Below are 23,655 nucleotides of genomic sequence, written 5' to 3' on the forward strand. Positions count from 1 at the left end.
CCTGGTCTCCTCGAACGTCTGGTGTGCCCGGATGGGCGTCGGCGACTCAGGCGGTGATCGACTCGCTGTCGGCCGGGTTGCCGTGATCTGCCGGCGCGAGCGCTGCGCGGCTCGACGCCTCGACGTGCGTTCGCATGGCGAACTCCGCGCCGATCGCATCCTTCTCCACGATCGAGCGCACAACCGCGCGGTGCTCGTGGTTGGAGGCGAGCAGACGGCCGGGGCGCTCGATCGTGCGCAGCACGATGCGGTGGTAGGCGAGCTGGTTCATGAGGCGCTCGTAGTGCTCAGCGAGCTTCGCGTTGTCGGCGCCGAGCACGATGGTCCAGTGGAACTCGTGCACGAGGCGGGCGTACTCGGCCGTGTCGCCGGTCTTGGCGGCGGCGTCGCTCTCGTCGAGGTTGCGCGAGAGGGCTGCGACCTCCGAGGTGGGGCCGCGGCGGGCGAGCAGGTTGGCGGCCAGCCCTTCCAGCGATTCCTTGAGCTGGAACAGCTCGACGATCTCCCGCCGGGTGGGGGTTCGCACGAACGTCCCGACGCGGGGACGGATCTCGACGAGGCCCTCGTTCTCCAGCTGCTTGAGCGCCTCGCGGATAGGCGTGCGGCTCACGCCGAACTCCTGCGCCAGCACGAGCTCCGGCATCGGGTCACCGGGTGGGTACGTGCCGCTCGTTACGAGACGGCGGAGTCGCTCGAGGAGAGGGAGGTCTGCGTACGCCTCATCGCTGAGACCCAACGGCATGATCTGTTGCATACAAGAACGCTAGCTGGCATGCCACAGAATTGTCAACGAGCCCTAGTTTTCTCAGGAAACACAACGTTTACAACCAAGCGTTGACGCATGCATGAACGCGGGGTTACGCTCCGTTGCATGCAAGCAAACATCAAAGATGCTGTCGCAGCTGCATGGTCCGACGTCTGGGATCGGGGTGACTTCGGTGCGTTCGAAGCCCTCGTGACCACGGATTATCGGCGCGAGAGCACAAGATCGGGTCGGGTGTCCGCACTCGACGAGTTCAAGCAGGAGGTCACCGAGGTGCGCGCCGCGTTCCCGGACCTCGTCACGCGCATCGATAGTGTGCTCGTCGAGGACGAGGCGATCGCCGTCTTCTGGACCTCCGACGGCACGTTCACGCAGCCACTCGGCAACGTCCCTCCGACGGGCAAGCGCGTCATCACCAACGGCTCGAACAGCGGCACGCTCCGAGACGGCCTCGTCTCGCACGAACGCGTGACCTGGGACTCCGCCGAGTTGCTCACCCACCTCGGCCTCCCCTCCCTGCACTCGGCGTTCGAGGATGCCGACGCCGACTATGCCGACGAGTCCGCAGCTCCCCCGCGCGACATGCTCAAGGCCTTCAACAAGCAGTTCATCTCCGGCGTCACGGTCGTCACGACGAAGGACGAGGAGGGCCGGCCACGCGGACTCGCCGTCAGCGCCTACTCCTCGGTGTCGCTCGACCCGCCGCTCGTGCTCGTGTGCGTGCAGAAGTCGTCGTCCACCTACCCCTCGCTCTTCAGATCCACGCACCTCGGCATCAATATCCTCTCGAGCGAGCAGCAGCACGTGCTCGCGACCTTCGCCTCCAAGTCCCCGGACAAGTTCGCCGACATCACCTGGCACCAAGGGCCAGAAGGCAGCCCGCTCATCGACGGCTCCTCCGCCTCCATCGAGGTCGAGATCAAGGAGCGCTTCCAGGCGCTCACGCACACCATCTTCATCGGCCGCGTGCATCACGCGACGACCACCGACGACGCGCCCATTCTGTACAAGGCCGGCAAGTTCTTCGATGGACGAGGGCTCTCAGAGCTCTGACCAGGTCATCACAACCGCGATGACCGTTCCGCCCTCCCGGGCCTGCCTCCTCCGAAGTGGAGCAACACCATGACTCTTCACCATCCTCCGAAGCCCGAGCTGCATGATGACGACGCACTCGATGGTCACGGGCTCGAGCCGACGTCCGGCCCGAGTCGAGCTCAGGCGGCGGCCGACGCACTGCGTCACCGTCCCGGCGTCGTCTTCTGGGTTTCGATCGCCCTCATCCTGGCGTTCGTGTCGTGGGCGGCGCTGTCGCCCGAGACCCTCAACGCATCGATGACGGGAGCCATCAACTGGGCCTCGGCAACCGTCGGCTGGTCGTACCTTCTTGTCACGACCGGCTGCATCGGCTTGCTCATCTACCTTGCGTGCAGCAGGTTCGGACGGGTGAGACTCGGGGCTGACGAGGACCGCCCCGAATTCACCACGTGGGCCTGGCTCGCCATGATCGTCTCGACCGTGATGGGCGTCGGGCTCATCAGCTACGGTGTCGCCGAGCCGATCTCGCACTTCGTGCTGCCGCCGCACGCACTCGCCGATCCGGGCACCGCCGAGGCCGCGGTCGTCGCCATGCAGTACTCGTACCTCGACTGGGGGCCCCACGCCTGGGCCGTGTTCGGCGTCTTCGGCGTCGCTATCGCCTACTCGACGCACCGCAAGGGCAACACCGGCCTCGTCTCCCCGATGCTGCGACCGATTCTCGGCAAACGCGTCGACGGGTGGCTCGGCAACGTCATCGATGTCTTCGCCATCATCGCGACGCTGTTCGGCACGACGACCTCGCTCGGCCTCGGAGCGTCGCAGATCACCGAGGGTCTGAACCGGGTCTTCGGCTTGCCCGCAGAGACCTTCACGCAGATCCTCGTCATCGCCGTCATCACGGTCATCTTCACGCTCTCCGCGCTGTCCGGCGTGAACCGCGGCATCAAGTACATCAGCCAGTTCACGATGCTCGCCTCGATCCTCCTTGCCATCTACGTCTTCTTCGCGGGCCCGACGAACTTCATCACCAACCTGTTCTTCCGGGCGACGGGTGCGTACTTCGGCGACTTCTTCTCGATGAGCCTCACAACCCCGCTCACGGCAGAGGACGGGCAGTGGATGCAGTGGTGGACGTACTTCATGATGGCCTGGTGGCTGAGCTGGGGCGCGTTCGTTGGTGTCTTCCTCGCGAAGATCTCGCGTGGCCGCACGATTCGCCAGTTCGTGATCGGCGTGATGGTCGTCCCGAGCCTCGTCTTCTTCGCCTGGTTCACCATCTTCGGTGGGTCGGCGATCAAGTTCGACATGGACGGGGTCGGCAGCATCGGCGAGGCTGCCAGCGCCGATGTCAATACCGCGTTCTTCGAGATGCTCTCCAACCTGCCACTGGTGGGCATCACCTCGGTCGTCGCGATCATCCTGGTCGTGTTGTTCTTCGTCTCCGGCGCTGACGCGAACACGTTCGTCCTCAGCATGATGTCGTCCCGCGGCGCGCTCGAGCCGACGAAGCTGGTGTTGGCTCTCTGGGGCGCGCTGACCGGCCTCTGCGCGGCCCTGCTGCTCCTCACCGGCGGGTTGCAGGCGCTGCAGCAGGCGGCGATGCTCTCCGCACTGCCCTTCACGGTCATCGTCGCGCTGCTCGCTGTCTCGTTGGTCATGCAGCTGAAGAAGGACCCGCACTTCGATTACACGCGGGACGTGCGTCGGGAGGACCTTCGCACCGGGGTCCTTCGACTGCCCGTCCACGGCCCCGCTCGAAGGAAAGACGCCGACGCAGCACCGGAACAGCCGGGTTCCGCTGCTCAGCGGCCGCTCTTGCCTCCGACGCCGTAGACGATGATCGCGGAGATGGGGATGGCGAGGAAGAAGACCCACGCCCATCCCCATCCACCCGCGAGGAAGCCGATGAGGAGGAACGCGGCGAGCGCGAGCAGGGGCACGATCGCGACGATCGCCACCCCCGTCCGGCCGCCGAGCGGCGTCTTGCGTGCCAGTGGGTTCGAGGTGTCGTCGGTGCTCATGAGGGGCTCCTGCGGGATCGGGGTGTTCCTGACAGTGGATGCACGGCAACCGCGTTCACATCTGCTGACGATCGAAGGCACACCAGCCGAGGTCGGACACCGCGAGAGTGATGGAGCACTTCATTGTGCGCTCCTCGCTCCCGCGGTGTCTACACCCAGCTCGGAACCGGGATTCCCGATTCGCTAGGGGGGCTCGATCGTCCGATCCTGGCTCGCCGTCATTCGACGAGCTTGCCCTCCACGGAGACTTCGCCGATGAGCTCGGCGATCTCGGCGGGGACGGGCGGGATCTCCTCCCGGGTGATGCCACCGCCCGGCGACCACACGAGGTTGACCTGCATGGCGGGGTCGAGCTCGGGGAAGTCGCTGCGGTTGTGGCAGCCGCGCGTCTCGCGACGCTCCAGGGCGGCCTCCAGGGTCGCCCTCGCGGCGAGGGCCGACGACTTGAGGTCGAAGGCGTGCGCGAGGTCCTGGAACCCGGCGATGTCTGGGTGGATGCCGACGTCCTCCATCCGGGCCTCGATGACGTCGAGCGCCGCGATGCCGGCCTTGAGCCCCTCCTCGTCACGCACGACGCCCGCGTACTCGGTCATCGTGTCGCGGATGGCGCGCTGCAGGGCGCGCACGTTCTCACGACCGTCCGCACTGAGCAGCTCGTCGATCTCGCCGCGCGCCTGCGCGACGGCTGCCGGAGACCGGAGCTGCGCATCCAGGCCCTCGGAATGGGCGACGGCCGCCCGGCCGACGATGCGGCCGAAGACGAGCAGCTCGATGAGCGAGTTGCCGCCGAGGCGGTTCGCGCCGTGGAGGCCGCTCGACGCCTCGCCGATCGCGTAGAGCCCGTCGACGTCGGTGCCGTGGTCGTCGGGGCGAACCCACACGCCACCCATCGAGTAGTGGGCGGTCGGCGCGATCTCGATCGGGCTGACGGTGATGTCGAGCATCTGCAGGTCGAGCATCTGCTGGTAGATGCGCGGCAGGCGGTTCATGATCGTCTCGCGGGGCAGGTGCGAGACGTCGAGCCAGACGCCGCCGTTCGCGGTGCCGCGGCCCTCCTTGATCTCGGTGTACGCGGCGAGCGCGACCCGGTCACGTGTCGAGAGCTCCATGCGCTCGGGGTCGTAGCGCTCCATGAAGCGCTCCCCCAGGCCGTTCGTGAGGATGCCGCCTTCGCCGCGGGCGGCTTCCGAGACGAGCGTGCCAGCCGCGTTCTCGGGCTCGATGATGCCTGAAGGGTGGAACTGCACGAGCTCGGGGTCGCGCAGGCGTCCGCCGGCTTCGACGGCGAGGCGGAACGAGTCGCCCGTGTTCTCGTCGCGTCGCGAGGAGGTGCGGCGCCAGATGCGATTGTGCCCGCCGGCGGCGAGGATGACCGAGTCGGCGTGGATGAGGTACCTCGTGCCGTCGTTGATGTCGAACCCGTAGGCACCGAAGACGACGTTGTCGCGCACGAGGATGCGGGTGATGTAGACGGTGTCGAGGATGGGGATGTTCAGCTGCTCCGTGCGGGCGACGAGGGAGCGCTGGATCTCGAGGCCCGTGTAGTCGCCGGCGAAGGCGGTGCGGCGGAACTTGTGGGCGCCGAAGAAGCGCTGCGAGATGCGGCCGTCGCCTTCGCGCTGGAAGCCCATGCCGTAGCGCTCGAGGTCGCGGATGCCCTGCTCGGCGCCCCGGGTCACGATCTCGACGGTGTGCGGGTTGGCGAGCCAGTAGCTCTCCTTGATGGTGTCGGCGGCGTGCTGCTGCCAGCTGTCGTCCGCGTCCATCGTGCCGAGGGCCGCGTTGATGCCGCCGGCGGCGAGCGAGGTGTGGGCGTCGTGCTTGGGGCGCTTGCCCACGGCGAGCACGTCGACACCCTGCTCGGCGACTTCGATGGCGGCGCGCAGGCCGGAACCGCCGGTTCCGATGACGAGCACGGTGGTGGAGATCTGGCGTTCGATGGACTTGGTCGCGGTCATGTCAGCAACGTTAGAGAGCACCCGATGATTACTCCAATGCATAGTCCTGTTCGTCCTGATGCGCGTAGGCTATCGACATGAACCTGGACCAGTTGCGGAGCTTCGTGGAGGTCGCCTCGCTGGGGCACTTCACACGGGCGGCGGAGGTGCTGCACCTCGCGCAGCCCTCGCTGAGCCGACAGATCTCGACCCTCGAGCAGGACCTCGGCGCGCCCCTCTTCAACCGCACGCCAGGTCGAGTCGCGCTCACCGACGCCGGCGAATCCCTGCTCCCGCTCGCGCGGCGAATGCTCGCCGACGCCGACTCGGTGCGGCGCGAGATGGCGGAGCTCACCGACCTCAAGCGGGGCACGGTGCGACTCGGCGCCACGCCCTCGCTGTGCGTGAGCCTCGTCGCTGACGCGTTGCAGTCGTTCCACGCCTCGCATCCCGGCATCGAGCTGCACGTCTCGGAGAGCGGCTCCCAGGGCCTCATCGAGCAGCTCGCGGAAGGCGCGCTCGATCTCGCGCTCATCACGACTCCCGAATCCAGGCAGACCCCGAGAGCCACCCTCACCAGGCTGCCGCTGCTCAATGAGGAACTCGTCGTGGTATCCCCCATCGACGGGGCCGCGGCGATCCGCTCTGCCACCATCTCCCTCGAGGAGCTCGCCGCCGCCCCGCAGGTGGTCTTCTCGCGGGGCTACGACCTTCGTGCCACAGCAGAGGCCGCGTTCCTCAAGGCCGATCTGCGACCGAACGTGGTGGTCGAGGGGCCGGAGATGGATGCGGTGCTGCGCTTCGTGGAGCTCGGACTCGGCGTTGCGGTTGTGCCAGCCATGGTCATCCGCGGGCGGGCGGGCTTCCGCTCCGCCAGGCTCACCAGCTCCATCCTGCAGCGCACCGTGAGCCTCGCGCACCGGAGCGACGTGCCCCTCTCGCGCGCCGCACGCGCCATGGCGGCGACGATCGAATCGATCGCCGCCGCCATGGTCGGCCAGACGCCGGGAACCAGCAGCGTGGAGCCGTGAGGCTGCTGCTGGGGACGGCGCACTAGCTGTTCACGAGCTCCTTCTGCTCCTGCTTCGCGCGCTTGCGAGCCACCAGGCGGCCGCGCACGGTGAAGGCGAGCACCAGCGCCAGGAGGGTGTAGAGCGCGATCGCGATCGGCCCCTGCACCAGCACCGAGAAGTCGCCATTGGCGCTCATCGCCGCGTCTCGCAGGCTCGTCTCGGCGAGCGGGCCGAGGACCATGCCGATGATGAGCGGTGCGATCGGGAAGTCGAGGGCCCGCATCAGGAAGCCGAGCAGGCCGACCCCAAGCAGCATGAGCAGGTCGAACGTCGAACCCGACGTGGCGTAGATGCCAAGCGCGCAGAAGATCGTGATGCCCGCGTACAGGTAGGGACGCGGGATCAGGAGCAGCTTCGCCCACAGCATCGCGAACGGCAGGTTCAGGACGAGCAGCACCACCATGGCGATGAAGAAGCTCGCGAGCAGCGCCCAGACCAGCTCGGGGGCGCGGTCGAAGAGCAGCGGTCCCGGCTGCAGGCCGTACTGACGGAACGCGGCGAGCATGATCGCTGCCGTCGCCGAGATGGGAAGGCCGAGCGCCAGGAGCGCGCCCATCGCCATACCCGTCGTCGCGTTGCCAGCGGCCTCCGGGGCTGCGAGGCCCCTGATCGCGCCCTTGCCGAACTGCGGGTCCTTGCGGCGCGCATCCAGTCGCTTCTCCAGGCCGAAGGCGAGGAACGTGGGGATCTCGGAGCCACCGGCCGGCACCACGCCGAACGGGAGACCGATGACGGTGCCACGCAGCCAGGCCGGAGTTGCCTCCTTGAATTCCTTGCGGCTCAGCCACGGGCGACCCTTCGGACGGATCATGCCCTTGTCGTTGACGTGCCGCTCGAGGCAGGCGACGTAGATGACCTCACCGAGCGCGAGGACCGCGACCGTCACGGTCACGAGCGAGATGCCGTCGAACAGCTGTGGGGAGTCCATCGTGAAGCGCGGGGCGCCGGAGACGCCATCGATGCCGATGACCGCGATGCCGAGGCCGATGAACAGTGCCGTGAGCCCCTTCACGACGTTGTCGGTGACCACAGTTGAGGTCGCGGCGAACGCGAACACTGCAAGGGCGAAGAACTCCGCCGGGCCGAAGCTGCTGGAGAAGTCGGCAAGCGCAGGGGCCAGGAAGACCACCACGATCGAGGCGATGAAGCCACCGATGAACGCGCCGATGGCGGCCGTCGCGAGCGCCTGGGCGGCCCGACCGTTCAGCGCCATCTTGTGGCCCTCGAACGTGGAGGCGATGGCCGACGCCTGGCCTGGCGTGTTCATCAGGATGCCCATGGTCGAGTCGCCGAAGAGGCCGCCGAAGTAGACGCCGGCGAACATGATGAACGCGGCCGTCGGCTCGAGCGAGAACGTGACGGGCAGCAGGAGGGCGACCGCCATCGAGGAACCGAGGCCCGGCAGCACGCCGACGGCGGTCCCGAGGAGGCAGCCGACGAAGACCCACATGAGGTTCTGCCAGGTGAGGGCACCGGCGAACCCCTCCATGAGGAGTTGGAGCGTTTCCATGTCAGATACCTCCGAGGATGCCGGACGGGAGCGACATGCCGAGTGCCATGTCGAAGGCGATGTAGGCAAGCGAGCTCAGCGTGAACCCCACGACGAGGCTCGCCACTGGCTTCGTCGAGCCGAAGCCGCGGGCCACACACCAGAAGAGGAGAGCTGCTGCGATGACCCAGCCGAGCAGGTCGAGCGTCAGCGAGAACACCAGGAACGAGCCGACGACCCAGGCGAAGGACTTCACGTCGACGCGCACCTTGCGGGGGGCGTCTGCTGCGCCGGCTGCAGCAAGCGCCTCGTCGTCGGCCAGCGCACGGGCGAGAAGCTCCTCCTCGGTCATCGTCGACGAAGAGGCCGCGGTCGCGCGCAGCTCACGGACGGCACCGACCGCGAGCAGAGCCGCGAAGAGGTACAGGCCGGCGGCGATGAGGCCGGGGAAGAACTGCGGCCCGGGGAAGTCGGCCCCCTCTGGCACCTTCATCGTGAAGATGCCGTAGAGGAGGTAGGTGGCGAAGGCTGCGATGACCAGCGGCATCGTCAGCCCCTTGAGGAGGGTAGCCGTCTTGCTTGGGCCTGCGGCGAAGGTCAGGTCTCCGCCGATGACCGCCGACGCGGCCGTCGGGTTGGCGTGGTGCGTCATTGTCCCATCTCCTCGTAGAGCGCCGTGATGCGCAGTTCCTCTTCAGCGAGGAACGTGTCGAGCTCGTCGCCCGTGATGAGGCGCTCGTTCCAGTGGTACCTGTCGATGGCTTCCTGCCACTCGGGTGTCTCCGTCGTCTGCACCACGAGTTCGGCGAGGGCGTCCGTCTGCTCCTCGCTCAAGCCGGAGGGCGCGTGGATCGAGCGCCAGTTCGTGAGCGAGATGTCGTAGCCCTGCTCGGCGGCTGTCGGAATGTCGACGCCTTCGATGGGCTCCTCAGCCACCACCGCGAGGGCTCGCAACCTGCCGGCCTCGATCTGGTCGATGTTGTCTGCGTAGCCTCCTGCCGCGGCCTTCGCCGTGCCGTTGAGGAGCGCCTGGATGGCCTCGCCACCGCCGTCAGATGAGATGTAGGTGGTGTCGACGGGCTCGATGCCTGCACTCAGCGCGAGGTCGGTCACCACGAGCTGGTCGAACGAGCCACCGCCGGTCCACGGGATGGACTTCGGGTCGGCCTTCCATGCCGTGGCGAGATCCTCGAGGGTCTCGTACGGGGAGTCGGCTGGGACGACGATGACGTCGTACTCCTCGACCATCACCGCGAGCGGCGTGACGTCTTCGAGCTTCGCCGCGGAGTCGTACTGGATGGTGGCGGCCAGCAGGCCGGTTCCACCGACGAGGAGGTTGTTGGGTTCGCCATCGAGCACGGAGACGTTGCCAAGCGCGATCGTTCCGCCAGCCCCTGGCATGTTGACCACCTGCACGTTGTTGACGAGCCCCTCGGCTTTCTGCGCCTGCTGCAGTTCGCGGGCGACCGTGTCCCAGCCACCACCGGCAGCTGCCGGGGCGATGATCGTCATGGACGCGTTGATGTCCTGACCCGCCGCGGCGGACGTGATCGACCCGAAGCTCGCGACGGCGATCGATGCGGCGGCCACGACCCCGCCGATGACGCGGCCGACGACGCGCCTGCCGCCGGGCTTGGCCTGCCGGCCCGGTTCGTCCGGCACCGCCGGCTCCTTCGTTTCTCGGATCATCATTGCTCCATTCGCGCGGACATCGTTGTCTCCGCAATATCGCCTTAGGATTGCACCGCGCTCGCATGCGAGGAGCTCCACGAGGAGTTGTGCTCATAAGTGCTCGCGAGCCCGGTGCGACGAGGCGCCGCGTGGGTTTGCGCAGGCCGAGGGCTCGAGCCAGAGGCCGGAAGCCACGGGCGCGGGAAGTGGGGATGACGATGCCGTTCAAGCTCAGCCAGCGAGCCGTGCGCCTCGGGATGCTCGTGGTGCCGAGTCTCATCACGCTCGGTTCCGTCTCGGTCACGGCGGCGATCGCGTTCTCCGTGCAGGAGAGGGAGCTTCGCGAGACCACCGCCGAGCGCGTGCATGAAGTCGCGTCGAGCCTCGCACAGCTGGACGAGGTGCGTGGAGCGCTCGAAGCCGTCACGAGCGCGGGCACCACCTCAGCGCTCGCCGACGCGGACGACCTCGTCGGGGCCACCGATGCGCTGCAGCCACTTGCCAGCCTCGTGGAGAACGCGACGGGCGTCTACTACGTCGTCATCACCGACGACGAGGGCGTGCGCATCACGCATCCGGACCCCGCCGAGCGCGGCGTGCAGGTGTCGACGGCCAACGCCTCCGTCCTCGCCGGTGAGGCGTTCCACGGCACGGAGGAAGGTGCGTCCGGCCCCTCGCTGCGCGCGAAGGTCCCCGTCGTAGGGCCAGACGGCGTCGTCATCGGAATGGTCGCCGTCGGCGTGCTCGAGTCGAGCATCTCCGAAGACAGCGCCGAGGCCCTCGGGGAGCTCCTCCCCTGGACGATCAGCGCACTCGTCCTCGGAACGCTCGCCAGCTCGGCCCTCGCTTTCGCAGTCGAGCGACGATTCCGCAGACTCGACGCGCTCGCCGCCGAGCACGCGCAGATGCGGCGCACGACCACCGCCCTGCGCGAGCAGTCTCACGAGTTCAGCACACGCATGCACGTGGTCCACGGCCTCGTCTCGAGAGGCGACACCCAGGACGCGCTCGAGTACATCGACGAGGTCGTGCCGGTTCGGACGGCAGGGGTCGGTGCTTCCGACAGCACCGATTCGAGTCGCCACCTCCCCCTCCTCGACGCCACGACGCAGGCGGTGCGGGCTGAGCTGCACGAGCTGGGAGCGCAGGCGAGCTTCGATCTCGAGCTCGACGAGGACATCGACGACGGCGTCGTGACCGTCATCGCGAACCTCTGCCGGAATGCTGGCGAGGCGGGCGCATCCCAGGTCCTCTGCACGCTTCGCGAGAGCGACAGCCGCATCATCGGTCTCGTCGACGACGATGGTCCCGGCCTGGACGCCGAAGCGAGCGGCCGTATCTTCGCCCCTGGATTCTCATCCAAGGCCGACCCAAGCGGACTCGGCCGGGGCATCGGCCTCGAGCTCGTCCGCCGGACGGTCACGTCGCGCCGCGGCGCCATCGAGGTCGGGGCGTCACGACTCGGCGGGTCGCGCTTCGCCTTCGAGATCGAGCGGCTGCCATGACCGGGATCATCGACGTCGGCGTTGCAACGAGGAGGGGAGCGGCATGAGCAGAACCGAGGAGAGCCCGCGGGCGGCCTCGAGCCCGATCCGCGTGCTCGTGGTCGATGACGATCGCGGGGCCCGGGCACTGCACAGCGGGTTCGTCACCGACATCCCCGGGTTCTCGCTCGCGGGCACCGCCAGCACCGGTGAATCCGCGCTCGCGCAGAGCATGAGCGGGGTCGACCTCATGCTCTTGGACATGCGACTGCCCGACATCAGCGGAGTCGAAGTCCTGCACCGGCTCAGAACGCTCGGTGCGAAGGTGCCGGATGTGCTGGTGATCAGCTCGTCCCGCGACCAGACGACGGTGCGACAGGCCCTCGCGGCCCACGTCGTCGGCTACCTCATTAAGCCGTTCACGCAGGCGGCCCTGCAGGAGCGCCTCGACCTCTACAGCGCCGAGCGTCGGGCGAGTTCGGAGAGCGACCGCGAACGCCCGCTCGGCCAGGGTGAGATCGACCGGCTGCTGGCCACAGGTAGCATTCGTCAGCCCGCCGTGCCGCGCAGCCTCGCGCGCACGGCGCGAACCGGCGCCGCGCAGTCCGCGATTCTCCCCAAGGGGCTGGCCCAGGTCACGCTCGAGCGGGTCGTCGCGGCGCTCGACCCGGTGATCCCCGCCACGGTGCTCGACGTCGCCGAGGCCTGCGACATCTCTCGCGCGACGGCGAGGCGCTATCTCGACCACCTCGTGGAGACGGGGGTGATCGACCTAGCGCACCGGTACGGCAAGCGCGGGCGGCCGCAGGTGCTCTACCGCTTGTCTCCCTCCCCCGAGCGCTGATCTCCCAGCCATGGGCACTTCACTGCTGCATGGGCATCGCACGCAGTGCGCGTTCCGTGATTCCTACGCGCAGCGCTTCGTCTGGATGCCCGAGACGAGGTCGGTCGTCGTCCCGACGATGGTGGAGTTGGCCCCCGGGTACTTCGAGGTCACAGCCCAGGCCCCCTGAGGAACACACGTCTGCTTGGCGAGCACCAGCGGGTACCCGGTGCGGGCAGAGACGAGCAGGGCCACCGCAGCATCCGCAGAGCTCCCGGCGTTCGCGAGCGCGAACCCCTTCGGACGTATGCTCCCGGCGGCGAAGTCGCTCAGGAGCGTCGCGTTGACGGTGAACGCGTCCGAGGAGTTGACGCGGGTCGTGGCTGCGACCTTCGCCTTCACCTGGCTGAAGACGGTCGCCGAGAGCGACGCCTCCGTGCCGATGACGCTGGCCGAGGTGACCTTGCCCGTTGCGAAGTAGGCCTTGAAGTTGGCGCTGCTCTGCGTCGGCCCAGTCAAGAGCACCGGCGCTTTCGCGAGGGTAGCCCTCCCCGAGGCGTTGGCGATCTCCGTCGCCTTGCCGCTGTTGGCGATGTACACGTTGGGATCGTTCGGGAAGAACCGCTTCGCCACCGCCAACGCGGTCTCCGACTTGTCCGCGGCCACGACGACCTCGAGCCTCGGCGTGAGCTTTCCGAGCGCGGTCTTCTGCGCCTCCGAGAGCGTGCCGATGACGAAGATCGCCGAGGGTTTCAGCCTCTTCACCTCCGCGGCGATGCTGGACGGGAGCGCATCGGGCTTCGTGAGCAGCAGGTTGCCCTTGATCTTGGCGGCGACGGGGGCCGCGAGGAGTGCCTCCACACCGCCCTCACCGCTTGCGATGACGAGCTTGTTGCCAACCGTGTTGACCTTGCCGGAGGCCGTGACCGCGTTGGCGTAGGTGTCGGCCGAGCTGAGGCGTTCGGCAACGCCCGGCGCCGTCGTCGGGCTCGGTGTTGCCGGCGTCGTCGGCGTGGCGGTCGCAGTCGGGCTCGGCGTTGCGGTCGGCTTCGGTGTGGCGGTCGGCGCCCCGAACTGCGGGAGCTTCGTGCTCGAGGTGATCTCGCCCCACTTCGTGAGGGTCCACGGGATCTTGTTGATGAGGTCGACGCTGCCGTGCTTGTTGTGGACGATGCCGCCGGGGAGGTACGGGTTGGGCTTGCCCTGCGCGGTGTAGGTGACGGGATGCTGCAGGTTGAGCGCCATGGTCCAGAAGTTCTGGTCGGTGACGATGCCGCCGTACTCCTGCAGGTTCTTGACGACGACCTTCTCGAAGCTGGAGAGACCGAGCGCTGCGATCTTCGCGTTCGTGGCCGCGTCGTTGGGGATCCAGAACCGCTGCCCCATCTTCGGGGCATGCGCCTCGCTCAGCTTCCCGTCGGTCTGGTAGGCGGGCCACATCGCCGTGCCCGAACGCGTGGAGGGGAAGGTCCAGCTCGTGATGTGGTTGATGGAGCCCGCCGCGATCTCCTCGGCGCCTGCCATGAGGAACTCGTTCATGACGCCACCGACGGAGCTCGTGCCCCGCTCCGCCTTGAGCCACTCGTTCTGGTCGAACCAGTTCGTCGACTTCGGGGAGTTGAGGGTGGTGAGGTAGCCGCCGCCCATCATCCAGGACCCGTCGCTCTGCTTCTCCGCGACGTAGTACCCGCGCACGATGCCGGTGGCGAGGTCGACGACGGTCATCGACTGGTCGCCGCCCGGAATCGGACCGCCAGGCAGCGCGTGCGCCGGGATGACGACCTTGCCGTAGTTCTTCGCGGTGGTCGCGAACGGAGTGATCTGGAACCCGTACGTGCCCCCGGTCGCCGAAGCGGTCGCCCGGCCCTCCATGACGGGGTGGATGTCCGGGTAGAGCGCATAGCTCTGCATCTTCACCTTCACCCAGTTGGCGTCGGCTTTCGAGCTGTCGACCGTGTAGATGGGGATCGTGAAGTTCTCGCGGTTCGTGGAGGTCTTGAGCCGCCCCTGCCAGGCGTCGCTGAGGTACCGGTCGGGCAGCGTGTCGACCATCGCGGCCGTCTGCGCGGAGAGCGACGAGACGGGCGCGCCCTGCGGTGTCGTGGTCGCGTAGCTGCCCTTGGCGACGTAGTTCGCGGGCGACATGACGTCCTGGCCCACGGTCCCGAAGTTCGCCGCCTGGGCTGGTCCGGTTCCGAGGAACGTCAGCAGTGAGGCCGCGAGGAGCGCGGCGAGAGACAGGGAGAGCGCTTTCTTCATGAGTCACATCCGTGTTCATTGATCGAGCGGTGGCCCCCTGGCCTGATCGTAGGGTGAAATACGGGGTGAAATCACTCGTGCATGTGAAATCACGTGAATTGGCACGGATTCGCTGAGCGACTACCGTCGCTGGCATGCAAAGCCTCCCGGGACGCCTCAGCCTCGGCGGATGCTCCCTCCGCTACTCCGACAGCCTCGATGCGGCCGACGCGGATGCCGACGCGGTTGTCCTGCTGCACGGGGCGGGCGCCGACCACACGATGTTCAGGCGCCAGGCCGACGCGCTGCGCCGGGCGGGCCTTCGCGTCGTGCTCGTCGACCTTCGGGGGCACGGGGCGTCGCGTCCGAACTCGACGGACCTCTCCCCCGAGCTGCTCGCGAGCGATGTCGAGCGGCTCATCGCGCACCTCGGCCTCCGCCGGGTCTCGCTGCTCGGGCATTCGCTCGGCGGGAATCTCGCGCAGGAGCTGGTTCGGCGCTCCCCTGAGCGGTTCCGGAGCCTCGTGGTGCTGGATTCCACCTGGAACGCAGGCCCGCTCAGCTTCCTGGAGCGCGCCGGTCTCCGCGCCGCGGCGCCCATCCTCCAGCTGATCCCGGCGGGGAGCCTACCGAAGCTCATGGCGGATGCCTCAGCCGTGACGGCGACGGCACGTGCCGAGCTGACGCGAACGTTCGCCGCGATGTCGAAGCGGGAGTTCGTGGCGGTCTGGCGTACGACGACGCAGTTCGTGCGTCCGACTCCCGGTTACCGCACGCCGGTGCCGACGCTGCTGGTCCGCGGCGCGAGCGACAGCACGGGGAACATCTCGCGAGCCATGCCCGCCTGGGCTGCGGCGGACAGACTCACGGAGCTCGTCGTCGAGGGCGCCGGCCATGTCGTGACGCTGGATGCGCCGGACGAGGTCTCCGCGGCGCTCGTGGAGTTCCTCGGCAGCGGAGAGAGACGGCAGCCGCTGCAACGCGATCGGCCGCGGTGACCCGCTTGCCGTCGAGGACAAGCGGGTCACCGCGGCCGAGACGCGCGATGCGCGCGCGATGCGGGTGGAGCGGAGGCTAGGCCGTGATGGCGCGTCCGCCCGGTCCGCGGTACTGCGCAGAGCCGTAGCCCACGATGAAGTACCCGATGATCGACAGCAGCCAGAGCAGGAAGAAGCTGAAGACGCCGCCCTTGCCGAACGCCTTGCCGATGCGCATCGCGACGAAGATCGAGAACACGACGTTCACGATCGGGATGAGGTACAGCAGCACCGTCGCCCCGTGGTAGCCGGCGATCTTGACGAGGATGTAGACGTTGTAGATCGGGATGATGGCGCCCCATCCCGGGTAGCCGGCCTTCCGGAAGACAGGCCAGAGCGCGATGATGAGGAGGACCCAGCCGACGAAGCCGCTGGCGGTGCCGCCGGGCGAGAGCGCTTCCCACTGCCAGGAGTCCATCTGGGTGGAGTTTTCGAGCGTGAACATAGTGACGTCCTTGAGGTCCGTGAAGCTTGTGAGATCCCCTGGGCTTCGGGGAGCGGAGCAACGCTACCGCGAGCTGTCAACTTGCTGGGAGCCCTTCGTCGCTGGACGGCACGAATTGCACGCTTCGAGGCCCGAGTTGCAGGCTCGGCCAGTGGTCGACGTCCCGCAGGAGCTGCCGATCGTGGCTCGAGAGCACAACCGCGGCCTGCGTCGCCGCGAGGGCATCGGTCAGCTCATCGACCAGGGCCATCGACAGGTGGTTCGTTGGCTCGTCCAAGAGCAGCACGTGCGGCTTCGCGGCGAGGACCAGCGCCAGGTCGAGTCTGCGCTGCTGCCCCATCGACAGCTCGCCGACCCGCTTGGCCGCCTCCCTCGCGCGCAGCAGGCCGAGCTGCGAGAGCCCCATCGTCTCGCTCGTTGAGACGGCGCCGGCGGCTTCGAGTTCGCCCAGTCGCAGCTCGTACACCTCAGCCGCGCGCCGCTCGAGCGGGAGCGACGATTCCTGCGGGAGCACGCCGACTCGGGTGCCGGGCTGCACGCGCACGGAACCCGCATCCGGGGCGAGGGAGCCCGCCAGCACGCGCAGGAGCGTCGACTTCCCTGCACCGTTCGGGCCGGTGACGGCCAGCCTGCCCCGATGGGTGAGCGCGAGGGACACGGGACCGTGGAGGCGCCCCGTGACGACCACCCCGTCGGCGCTCAGCAGCTCAGCTCCTGCCCGGGTGCGAAGCTCCGGGAACCGGAAGAGCCGCGGTGGTTCCGGCACCGTCACGGCGTGCGCTTCGAGGGCCTCCTGGCGACGGTGCACACTCTGCGCGAGCCCAGCGGCGCGGGTGGCTCGGCCGTGCTTGTTCGCGCCCTTGCCCGGTCGCCACCCCGTGACGAGACGGTTCTGCGCCGCGCTCAGGCTCTCCTGCAGGCGCGCCTGCTCCTGCTGCTGACGTTCGTAGTCCTGCTCCCACCGCTCGCGCTCGGCGGCTCGCGCCTCGCGATACCCGGTGAAGCCGTTGCCGGAGACGCGGGGCCGCTCATCCGGAGTCGGGTCGAGGTCGACGATCGTCTCGGCGACGTCGGCGAGCAGCGCCCGGTCGTGGCTCACGACGACAACCGCTCCCTTGCGTGAGCGGAGCTGCTCGGTGAGGAAGTCGAGCCCCGCGCGATCGAGGTGGTTGGTCGGCTCATCGAGCAGCAGGAAGTCGTCGTCTGCCCCGAGGAGACAGGCGAGGCGGACCCGGTAGCGCTGCCCCACGGAGAGCTCGCGGAGGAGGCGGCCGGGGTCGGTCTCTGCGTCGAGGGCCTCGAGAGCGATGAGCACCCGCCGCTCCGCATCCCACGCATCGAGCGCCTCCGCGGCCTCGAGGGCCGCGGCGTAGCGCTCTTCGGCCCCCGGACCGCTCTCCGCGAGCGCCGCTCCTGCGGCGTCGAGCTCGGCGAGGGTGGCGAGCGCCGTCGCGATGGAGTCTGCGATGGCCTGCCCGACGGTCCGAGCGTCGTCGGCGTGCATCTCCTGCTCGGCGAGACCGAGGGTGCCGATGCGCTGCACGGTGCCGCTGTCTGGTGGGAGGATGCCCGCGAGCATGTGCAGGAGCGACGATTTTCCGCGGCCGTTCTCGCCGACGATCGCGATGCGCGACGTGGCGGTGACCACGAGGTCGACGGAGGTGAGCACGGGCGTCGCGCCGCGCAGCAGCGAGACGTCGGTGAGGGTGAGCTGCGCGCGATGGCGCGCTGGAACTGACTTGGGGGTGGTGTGCACGATCATTCCTTTGAAGCGGCGCGCCGCGAGCCGCCGAGGGCTCGGAGAGGTTTCACAGAGGGCTCGGCAAGGCGTCGGCTGGGCGCGCGAAAACGGCGACCCGGAGTCGGGTCAGAGCAGGTGGCCACCGTGATGCTCGGGCGGTCTCGGTCTCAGAGACAAGCGCGTTTCAGAGACAGGCGTGTTTCAGAGACACGCGTCGACGAGACCGGCGTCAGCGAGCGCGGGAGGCCAGCTCAGCCGTTAGCAGAAGAGAAGAAGGAACACGCGTTCACGGTACCAGCGGGGCGCGACGTCGTCGAGCTCGGATGCACGTCACGGCCAGGTCTGCGCCGAGCGTGACGCCGCCGCCGAGCGCGTACACGAGCAGGTCCCTCACCTCGAACCCGGAGCCGAGGACCAGCCGGGCCGGCGCGAACGCCTCGTTCACGCGGGCTGGCAGCTCGGTCAGCTGCAGCAGCTCGACCGCGAACGACCAGGCGACCGCGAGCGCGAACGCGGTCCATGCTCTGGCGCGCGGCGCGAGCAGGACGACCCCGAGGTAGACGGCGACCGTGTACAGGCCGGCACCGACGATGTCCCCGAACTCCCCATCCGGAAGCGCGTAGTGCACTGCGAGGCCCAGCGCGACGGTCGCGGCGAGCAGGACCGCGGCCGCGACTCGGCGGCGCAGGGCGTCCACGCGCGAGGTCCGCTCCTGCTGGGCTTCAGCCGCGCCGCTCACGCTGGGCCGCCGCTCGTCTCGGTCAGGCGCTCGACAGCCCCGATCGCGGTGACCGCGCGGAGGCCGGAGACGACGGCGCCGTTGAGGGTCTGCTCGAGGCCCGTGTGCTCGCCCGCGATGACGACCCGGCCCGCTGGCACGTCGAACGCGTGGAGGTCGGCCGGAGTCCAGTCGAGCGAGGCCGCCGAGTAAGATCCGCGCGTCCACGGGTCGTCGCTCCAGTCGGTCAGGAGCACGTCGCCGTCGATGACGAGTCCGGGCCGCAGCGCCTGAAGCTCGCTGAGCCAGCGCCCCGGACCCGCCTCCGTGCCCAGGGCGTCGAGGGTGGCCCTGCTCCCGGCGAAGCAGGACAGGGCGGGGATGCGGTGCTCGCCGTCGGCGGACAGGGAGCGCCAGGACCACCAGCTCAGGTCCGCGCTCTGCAGGGCGATGTCGTCGTCGACGGCGGCGAGCGGCACGCCGAGCTTCGCGGCGGTGCCCATGATGCGGTGCGAGAGGGCGGCATCCTGCCCCGGGGTGAGGGCGAAACCGAGTCGCAGGCTGCGCAGGATGGGCAGCGGCACGGCGATCACGGCCGCGTCGGCGTGCTGCGCGCTTCCGTCGGCGAGCGTCACCTCGACCCCGCTGTCCGACTGGTCGATCGCCCGGGCCGGGTGCTCGAGCCGCACCGCGGCCCCGAGCCGGCGGGCCAGCTCGATGGCGAGCGACTGGTTGCCACCCACGAAGCGCCCGCCGTCGTCGATGAACGGCTGGTCCGCGTCCGGGTCGTGCAGGAACGCAGAGGCCGCGCTCACGAGGTTCGGGTCGTTCGCGAGGGAGGTGACCATGCGGCGGTAGACCGGGTGCTGCTGGTAGTCGGGGCCGAGCGCCTCACGGTGGGCGTCTTCGACCGAGACGCGCGTGAGTCCGTCGGCGAGCATCCCGCGGAGGGTCTCGGTGATCTGCTCGGTCGTCGCCTCGAGCTCGGCGAACGACACGTGCCGTCCGTCGACGGTGCGCCTCGCGTAGCGCACGTTGTGGCTCAGGATGGGCACCCCGAGCTCCGCGGAGAGCCGACGGATGGCGAACTCGGTCGGGAACACGTACTCGCCGCCGCGCTCGGTGATCGCGCCGTTGCCGAGCCGCTGCGACCACGTTCGGCCCCCGACCCGTGCCCTTGCCTCCAGCACGCTGACGTCGTGGCCGCGCTTCCGCAGCTCCCAGGCGGCGGTGAGGCCCGCGAGGCCAGCTCCGATGACGATGATGCGCATGGGTCTCCGCCGCCTTCCGTGGTGAGCGGCCAGACGGGCCGCGCATCTGATTCTCGCGCAGTCGCGGCCCGTCGAAGCGGCTCAGTACTGGAGCTGCGCGAGTCTCCCATCGACCAGCTGCACCGTGTCGTGCATCCGGGGCAGGTGGGTGAGGTCGTGCGTGACGAGCAGGGTCGCCGTGTCGAGCTCCTCGGTGAGGCGCAGGATGAGCTCGATGATCGCGGCCCCGCGCTCCTGGTCGAGCGCGCTTGTCGGCTCGTCGACGAGGAGCACGCTCGGGTCGTTCATGAGGGCCCTCGCGATGTTGACGCGCTGCCGCTGGCCGCCGGAGAGCTGGTGCGGCCGCTTCGCGCCGTGCTCGGCGAGGCCGACCGCGGCGAGCAGCTCGTCGGCGTGCGCTGCTGCGGCGGGCCTGCGGCGGCGGCTTCCGGGCTCACCGAGCTCGTTCATGACGAGCAGCTGCTCGCGCGCCGTGAGCGACGGGAGGAGGTTCGCCTGCTGGAAGACGATGCCGATGCTGAACCGACGCAGGGCCGCCGACTCCGTGCGGCTCATGCCGCTCGCGTCGACGCCGCCAATCATCACGTTGCCGGAATCCGGGCGGATGAGGGTGGCCGCGACGGCGAGCAGGCTCGACTTGCCCGAGCCGCTCGGCCCCGTGATGCCGGTCACGGTCCCCCGGTCGGCGGTGAGGCTGACGCCGTCGAGCGCGGTCAGGCGCCCTCCCCCGTCGGGGAACGTGAGGGTGATGTTGTCCAGTGCGATCATCGGTTGCTCCCGAGTGCGGTGAGGGGGTCGGCGGTGGTCACGGAGCGCAGCGCGAACGCGGCCCCGGCGAGCCCGAGGGCGATCATGATGGCTCCCGGGAGGAGGGTGGTGAGGGGGCTCAGCAGGAACGGCAGGGCCTGGCCCGCGAGGGAGCCGAGGATGGCGACGAGCCCCACCCCCACGCCGATTCCGGCGACGAGCACCAGGAGGGCCTGGCCGAGGGCATCCCGCGCGAGCGATCGTGTGCTCGCCCCGAGCGCCTTGAGCACGGCGATGTCGCCTTGCCGCTGCATGGTCCACACCGTGAAGAACGCGCCGATCACGAGCCCGGAGATGCCGAAGAGCATCGCGACCATGAGCAGCAGCGAGCCGACCTCGGAGCGGAACGCGGCGAGCGCGCCGAGGGCACCGATGAGGGTCTCGGAGACGGTGCCGGTCTCGGCATCCGCTGCGGCCCAGTCCGGGTCTCCCGAGACGGCGAGCACGGTGGCGTAGGCGCCGGGAGCGCCCGTCTGCTCGGCGAGCGACTGCCAGTCGGCGAGGGTGATCTGCACGACCGGCGTGTGGCTGTACCAGGCCTCTGCTCCGATCGAGGCGACCTCGAAGGCAGCGCCGCCGATGGTGACCTCGTCGCCGACCGTGGCGTCGAGGTCCTCTGCCGCGGCTTCGGAGAGCGTGATCTCGCCTGCCGCCGCTGGCGAGGTATCCGCGAACCCGGCCGGGACCCCGAAGACGGCGACGGCGGCCCCCGTCTCGGCGGTCTCGGCCCGCAGCTGGCTGATGCCGAGCGGGTCGACGCTGCGCACACCCGGGAACGAGGCGAGCGTGTCCGCCTGCTCACGAGACGGCGACGAGGTGGAGAAGCTCGGTGCGTCGTCACCCGCCGGGACGGTGAAGACGAGGCGGTCGGCGGGCAGCGCCAGGACTCCCGAGATGTTCTGGGTGGCGAGGCCGCCCGTGAGTCCACTGAGGAAACCGACGAGCACGGTGATGAGCGCGACGACGGCGCCGATCAGCACGAATCGGCCTCTCGCGAAGCGGAGGTCGCGGAGCGCGACGAACATGGTGGTCCTTTCCTGCCGCCAGTTCCGGCGGCTCAGGCAACCCTCCCGCCGAGCACCCCCGCCCGGCATCGCCCGTCGGCACACTCCTCGCGCACCGCACGGTGGAGTCGTCGCTCCACCTTTCGAAGGATGACCGCGACGCGAGCCGTGTCTAGGCTGAGCCGCATGCCGACCACTGCGCTCACTCCCGTCTTCGTGGGACTGCGCACGGGGCTCCACGCCCTCTTCTTCGGTCTCCTAGCGCTGGTCGCCGTGCGCGCGGTGCTCACCCCCGAGCAGAGCACGGTGCTCGTGCTGGCCGCGACGCTGCTCTTCGGCGCGACGTACGCGCTCGGGGCGATCGCCGCATCCAGGCGCACGCGGTCGGTGGCCGCCCTGCCCAGGCAGCGGCTGCTCTGGCTACTCGCCCTGACGCTCGAGTGGATGCTGCTGCTCTGGCTCTCCCGCGAGGCCGCGTACCTCGTCTTCCCGCTCTTCTTCGTGTACCTGCACCTGCTCGGCCGACGGGCTGGGATGCTCGCGGTCGCCGCGACGACGGCCATCGCCGTCATCGGCCTCGGGCTCCACGAGGGCTGGTCGGTCGCCGGTGTCATCGGCCCCTGCATCGGCGCGGGCGTCGCGGTGCTCATCGGGATCGGCTACGAGGCGCTCGCGAAGGAGGCGAGGGAGCGGGAGCAGCTCATGCGGGAGCTGCTGGCGACGCAGGAGCACCTCGTCGCGACGGAGCGGGAGGCGGGCACCCTCACCGAGCGCTCCCGCCTCGCCCGCGAGATCCACGACACGGTCGCGCAGGGCCTCGCGAGCATCCAGATGCTGCTGCACGCCGCCGAGCGCGCCGACCCCGACGGCGCCGGGGTCGGGCACATTCGCCTGGCGAGGGAGACGGCCGCCGACAACCTGGCCGAGACCCGACGCTTCATCCGCGAGCTGTCGCCGCCGGACCTCGACGGCATGGACCTCGAGCAGGCGCTGCGGCGGCTCGCGGACGCGACGTCGGCCGCGCACGGTATTCGCGTCGAGGTGCACAGCAGCGCCGACTCCCTGCCCATGCCCGTGCAGACCGCCCTGCTGCGCATCGCGCAGGGTGCCATCGCCAACGTCGTGCAGCACGCTGGCGCGAGCCGCGCGACCATCACCCTCGACGAGTCGGCGGCCGGGCTCGTCTTCGCCGTCGCCGATGACGGCCGGGGCTTCGACGCCAGCACCCACGAGCAGGCTGGCGGCGCGAACTCGGACTCGTTCGGGCTCGTGGCCACCCGTGAGCGAGTGCAGCAGCTCGGCGGCTCCCTCGACGTCACCTCCAGCGTCGGCCGGGGCACCACCCTGACCGTCACGCTCCCAACGCTCCCCAGGGAAGGCACCGCATGATCCGCGTCGTGATCGCCGACGACCACCCCGTGGTCCGAGCGGGCCTCCGCGCCCTCCTCGGCCTCGAGCCCGACATCGAGGTCGCGGCTGAGGCGTCCACCGCCGAGGAAGCCGTGCAGGCGGCGGCCACCGAGCGGCCCGACCTCGTGCTCATGGACCTCCAGTTCGGTGCGCGCGAGAACGAGAGCGGCGCATCCGCGACCCGCCGCATCCGCGGCCTCCCCGACCCGCCGCACGTGCTCGTCGTGACGAACTACGACTCAGAGGGCGACATCCTCGGGGCCGTCGAAGCTGGCGCCAGTGGTTACCTGCTGAAGGATGCGCCGCCCCACGAGCTGCTCGCGGCGGTCCGGGCCGCGGCGAGCGGTGCGAGCGCGCTCGCGCCGCCCATCGCCTCGCGCCTCATGGACCGGCTCCGCACGCCCCAGCAGAGCCTCTCGCCGCGGGAGATCGAAGTGCTCGAGCTCGTCGCATCCGGACTCTCGAACACCGACGTCGCCGCGGCCCTCTTCGTCACGGAGACGACCGTGAAGTCGCACCTCGCGCACGTCTTCACGAAGCTCGGCACAACGTCCCGCACCGCGGCGGTCTCCGAGGCGAGAGCACGCGGCATCCTCCGGTAGCCTGCTCGTTCCCCCGTCGAAGCCGCGCCTGAGCGCAGCAGGCCGAGACCCGTTCCAGGGAAGGCGTTTGCATGGCAGTCCTC

Annotated in this window: 21 protein-coding genes; 8 read left to right on the forward strand and 13 right to left on the reverse strand. The window is 69.3% G+C overall.

The genetic code is table 11. The annotated features are described in order from the left end of the window. Nucleotides 1-46: 46 nt before the first annotated feature. Entirely contained in the window at nt 47-754 is a 708-nt protein-coding gene (locus C5E10_RS11030) for a GntR family transcriptional regulator (protein ID WP_104331674.1), read from the reverse strand. Nucleotides 755-871: 117 nt separating this feature from the next. Between C5E10_RS11030 and C5E10_RS11035 the strand changes: the two genes are divergently transcribed. Together C5E10_RS11035 and C5E10_RS11040 are read left to right on the forward strand one after the other, a co-directional pair. After that, the gene (locus tag C5E10_RS11035; RefSeq protein WP_104331675.1) at nt 872-1,816 is read left to right on the forward strand and encodes a flavin reductase; all 945 of its coding nucleotides are present in this window, start codon (nt 872-874) and stop codon (nt 1,814-1,816) included. Between the two features lie 69 nt (nt 1,817-1,885). After that, nucleotides 1,886-3,634: a BCCT family transporter gene (locus C5E10_RS11040; protein WP_104331676.1), complete on the forward strand. Its 1,749-nt coding sequence runs from the start codon at nt 1,886-1,888 to the stop codon at nt 3,632-3,634. Here the strand turns inward: C5E10_RS11040 and C5E10_RS11045 are convergent. Next, the gene (locus C5E10_RS11045) at nt 3,604-3,822 is read right to left on the reverse strand and encodes a hypothetical protein (RefSeq protein ID WP_104331677.1); all 219 of its coding nucleotides are present in this window, start codon (nt 3,820-3,822) and stop codon (nt 3,604-3,606) included. The two genes, C5E10_RS11040 and C5E10_RS11045, sit on opposite strands and share 31 nt — an antisense overlap. A gap of 218 nt (nt 3,823-4,040) precedes the next feature. Next, nucleotides 4,041-5,780 carry an L-aspartate oxidase gene (locus tag C5E10_RS11050; RefSeq protein WP_104240957.1) on the reverse strand — a complete coding sequence of 580 codons (1,740 nt, stop codon included), beginning with the start codon at nt 5,778-5,780 and terminating at the stop codon, nt 4,041-4,043. Between the two features lie 77 nt (nt 5,781-5,857). Between C5E10_RS11050 and C5E10_RS11055 the strand changes: the two genes are divergently transcribed. Further along, nucleotides 5,858-6,790 carry a LysR family transcriptional regulator gene (locus C5E10_RS11055; protein WP_104331678.1) on the forward strand — a complete coding sequence of 311 codons (933 nt, stop codon included), beginning with the start codon at nt 5,858-5,860 and terminating at the stop codon, nt 6,788-6,790. Between the two features lie 22 nt (nt 6,791-6,812). On the opposite strand, the gene C5E10_RS11060 is transcribed toward C5E10_RS11055, so the two are convergent. The 3 genes from C5E10_RS11060 to C5E10_RS11070 are packed head-to-tail and all read right to left on the reverse strand — an operon-like array spanning nt 6,813 to nt 10,013. Then, nucleotides 6,813-8,342 (reverse strand): tripartite tricarboxylate transporter permease, encoded by a 1,530-nt coding sequence (locus C5E10_RS11060; protein ID WP_104299570.1) that lies wholly within the window; start codon nt 8,340-8,342, stop codon nt 6,813-6,815. 1 nt (nt 8,343) lies between these two features. Next, nucleotides 8,344-8,973, reverse strand: coding sequence for a tripartite tricarboxylate transporter TctB family protein (locus C5E10_RS11065; RefSeq protein ID WP_104331679.1), 630 nt, complete (start codon nt 8,971-8,973; stop codon nt 8,344-8,346). Next, a complete protein-coding gene (locus C5E10_RS11070; RefSeq protein WP_104331680.1) occupies nt 8,970-10,013 on the reverse strand; it encodes a tripartite tricarboxylate transporter substrate binding protein in 1,044 nt (347 codons plus the stop codon). The genes C5E10_RS11065 and C5E10_RS11070 overlap by 4 nt, the downstream gene beginning before the upstream one ends. 191 nt (nt 10,014-10,204) lie before the next feature. Between C5E10_RS11070 and C5E10_RS11075 the strand changes: the two genes are divergently transcribed. Both C5E10_RS11075 and C5E10_RS11080 read left to right on the forward strand, forming a co-directional pair. Further along, complete coding sequence (locus C5E10_RS11075) at nt 10,205-11,497, forward strand: ATP-binding protein (RefSeq protein WP_258071095.1); 1,293 nt, start codon at nt 10,205-10,207, stop codon at nt 11,495-11,497. 43 nt (nt 11,498-11,540) lie between these two features. Beyond that, complete coding sequence (locus C5E10_RS11080) at nt 11,541-12,320, forward strand: response regulator (RefSeq protein WP_104331681.1); 780 nt, start codon at nt 11,541-11,543, stop codon at nt 12,318-12,320. Between the two features lie 63 nt (nt 12,321-12,383). Here C5E10_RS11080 and C5E10_RS11085 read toward each other — a convergent pair whose 3' ends face one another. Further along, a complete protein-coding gene (locus C5E10_RS11085; RefSeq protein ID WP_104331682.1) occupies nt 12,384-14,558 on the reverse strand; it encodes a cell wall-binding repeat-containing protein in 2,175 nt (724 codons plus the stop codon). Between the two features lie 134 nt (nt 14,559-14,692). Between C5E10_RS11085 and C5E10_RS11090 the strand changes: the two genes are divergently transcribed. Further along, the gene (locus C5E10_RS11090; protein ID WP_104331683.1) at nt 14,693-15,535 is read left to right on the forward strand and encodes an alpha/beta fold hydrolase; all 843 of its coding nucleotides are present in this window, start codon (nt 14,693-14,695) and stop codon (nt 15,533-15,535) included. Nucleotides 15,536-15,611: 76 nt separating this feature from the next. On the opposite strand, the gene C5E10_RS11095 is transcribed toward C5E10_RS11090, so the two are convergent. The 6 genes from C5E10_RS11095 to C5E10_RS11120 form a co-directional block, all read right to left on the reverse strand. Then, nucleotides 15,612-16,019 carry a DUF5684 domain-containing protein gene (locus C5E10_RS11095; RefSeq protein WP_104240949.1) on the reverse strand — a complete coding sequence of 136 codons (408 nt, stop codon included), beginning with the start codon at nt 16,017-16,019 and terminating at the stop codon, nt 15,612-15,614. Nucleotides 16,020-16,095: 76 nt separating this feature from the next. Beyond that, on the reverse strand, nt 16,096-17,781 hold the full coding sequence (locus C5E10_RS11100) for an ABC-F family ATP-binding cassette domain-containing protein (RefSeq protein WP_104331684.1): 1,686 nt from the start codon (nt 17,779-17,781) through the stop codon (nt 16,096-16,098). A 265-nt stretch (nt 17,782-18,046) separates the two neighbouring features. Beyond that, nucleotides 18,047-18,499: a DUF2809 domain-containing protein gene (locus tag C5E10_RS11105; RefSeq protein ID WP_219820355.1), complete on the reverse strand. Its 453-nt coding sequence runs from the start codon at nt 18,497-18,499 to the stop codon at nt 18,047-18,049. Next, nucleotides 18,496-19,749 carry an NAD(P)/FAD-dependent oxidoreductase gene (locus C5E10_RS11110; RefSeq protein WP_104331685.1) on the reverse strand — a complete coding sequence of 418 codons (1,254 nt, stop codon included), beginning with the start codon at nt 19,747-19,749 and terminating at the stop codon, nt 18,496-18,498. The genes C5E10_RS11105 and C5E10_RS11110 overlap by 4 nt, the downstream gene beginning before the upstream one ends. Before the next feature lie 81 nt (nt 19,750-19,830). Then, entirely contained in the window at nt 19,831-20,517 is a 687-nt protein-coding gene (locus C5E10_RS11115; protein ID WP_104331686.1) for an ABC transporter ATP-binding protein, read from the reverse strand. Beyond that, nucleotides 20,514-21,581, reverse strand: coding sequence for an ABC transporter permease (locus tag C5E10_RS11120; RefSeq protein WP_104331687.1), 1,068 nt, complete (start codon nt 21,579-21,581; stop codon nt 20,514-20,516). Before C5E10_RS11120 ends, C5E10_RS11115 begins: the two co-directional genes overlap by 4 nt. A 165-nt stretch (nt 21,582-21,746) precedes the next feature. On the opposite strand from C5E10_RS11120, the gene C5E10_RS11125 reads away from it, so the two are divergent. Next, on the forward strand, nt 21,747-22,949 hold the full coding sequence (locus C5E10_RS11125; RefSeq protein ID WP_104331688.1) for a sensor histidine kinase: 1,203 nt from the start codon (nt 21,747-21,749) through the stop codon (nt 22,947-22,949). Further along, nucleotides 22,946-23,572 carry a response regulator transcription factor gene (locus C5E10_RS11130; RefSeq protein WP_104331689.1) on the forward strand — a complete coding sequence of 209 codons (627 nt, stop codon included), beginning with the start codon at nt 22,946-22,948 and terminating at the stop codon, nt 23,570-23,572. The genes C5E10_RS11125 and C5E10_RS11130 overlap by 4 nt, the downstream gene beginning before the upstream one ends. Nucleotides 23,573-23,655: the final 83 nt, after the last annotated feature.

This window comes from Pseudoclavibacter sp. RFBG4, from assembly GCF_002931515.1.
Lineage (GTDB): Bacteria > Actinomycetota > Actinomycetes > Actinomycetales > Microbacteriaceae > Pseudoclavibacter.

What these genes read in the sequence shown, in the direction of transcription:
- C5E10_RS11050 (WP_104240957.1), bottom strand. Translation starts at nt 5,780, where the DNA reads ATGACCGCGACCAAGTCCATCGAACGCCAGATCTCCACCACCGTGCTC.
- C5E10_RS11120 (WP_104331687.1), bottom strand. Translation starts at nt 21,581, where the DNA reads ATGTTCGTCGCGCTCCGCGACCTCCGCTTCGCGAGAGGCCGATTCGTG.
- C5E10_RS11030 (WP_104331674.1), bottom strand. Translation starts at nt 754, where the DNA reads ATGCAACAGATCATGCCGTTGGGTCTCAGCGATGAGGCGTACGCAGAC.
- C5E10_RS11125 (WP_104331688.1), top strand. Translation starts at nt 21,747, where the DNA reads ATGCCGACCACTGCGCTCACTCCCGTCTTCGTGGGACTGCGCACGGGG.
- C5E10_RS11110 (WP_104331685.1), bottom strand. Translation starts at nt 19,749, where the DNA reads ATGCGCATCATCGTCATCGGAGCTGGCCTCGCGGGCCTCACCGCCGCC.
- C5E10_RS11065 (WP_104331679.1), bottom strand. Translation starts at nt 8,973, where the DNA reads ATGACGCACCACGCCAACCCGACGGCCGCGTCGGCGGTCATCGGCGGA.
- C5E10_RS11070 (WP_104331680.1), bottom strand. Translation starts at nt 10,013, where the DNA reads ATGATGATCCGAGAAACGAAGGAGCCGGCGGTGCCGGACGAACCGGGC.
- C5E10_RS11060 (WP_104299570.1), bottom strand. Translation starts at nt 8,342, where the DNA reads ATGGAAACGCTCCAACTCCTCATGGAGGGGTTCGCCGGTGCCCTCACC.
- C5E10_RS11040 (WP_104331676.1), top strand. Translation starts at nt 1,886, where the DNA reads ATGACTCTTCACCATCCTCCGAAGCCCGAGCTGCATGATGACGACGCA.
- C5E10_RS11095 (WP_104240949.1), bottom strand. Translation starts at nt 16,019, where the DNA reads ATGTTCACGCTCGAAAACTCCACCCAGATGGACTCCTGGCAGTGGGAA.
- C5E10_RS11115 (WP_104331686.1), bottom strand. Translation starts at nt 20,517, where the DNA reads ATGATCGCACTGGACAACATCACCCTCACGTTCCCCGACGGGGGAGGG.
- C5E10_RS11055 (WP_104331678.1), top strand. Translation starts at nt 5,858, where the DNA reads ATGAACCTGGACCAGTTGCGGAGCTTCGTGGAGGTCGCCTCGCTGGGG.
- C5E10_RS11045 (WP_104331677.1), bottom strand. Translation starts at nt 3,822, where the DNA reads ATGAGCACCGACGACACCTCGAACCCACTGGCACGCAAGACGCCGCTC.
- C5E10_RS11075 (WP_258071095.1), top strand. Translation starts at nt 10,205, where the DNA reads ATGACGATGCCGTTCAAGCTCAGCCAGCGAGCCGTGCGCCTCGGGATG.
- C5E10_RS11130 (WP_104331689.1), top strand. Translation starts at nt 22,946, where the DNA reads ATGATCCGCGTCGTGATCGCCGACGACCACCCCGTGGTCCGAGCGGGC.
- C5E10_RS11090 (WP_104331683.1), top strand. Translation starts at nt 14,693, where the DNA reads ATGCAAAGCCTCCCGGGACGCCTCAGCCTCGGCGGATGCTCCCTCCGC.
- C5E10_RS11100 (WP_104331684.1), bottom strand. Translation starts at nt 17,781, where the DNA reads ATGATCGTGCACACCACCCCCAAGTCAGTTCCAGCGCGCCATCGCGCG.
- C5E10_RS11080 (WP_104331681.1), top strand. Translation starts at nt 11,541, where the DNA reads ATGAGCAGAACCGAGGAGAGCCCGCGGGCGGCCTCGAGCCCGATCCGC.
- C5E10_RS11085 (WP_104331682.1), bottom strand. Translation starts at nt 14,558, where the DNA reads ATGAAGAAAGCGCTCTCCCTGTCTCTCGCCGCGCTCCTCGCGGCCTCA.
- C5E10_RS11035 (WP_104331675.1), top strand. Translation starts at nt 872, where the DNA reads ATGCAAGCAAACATCAAAGATGCTGTCGCAGCTGCATGGTCCGACGTC.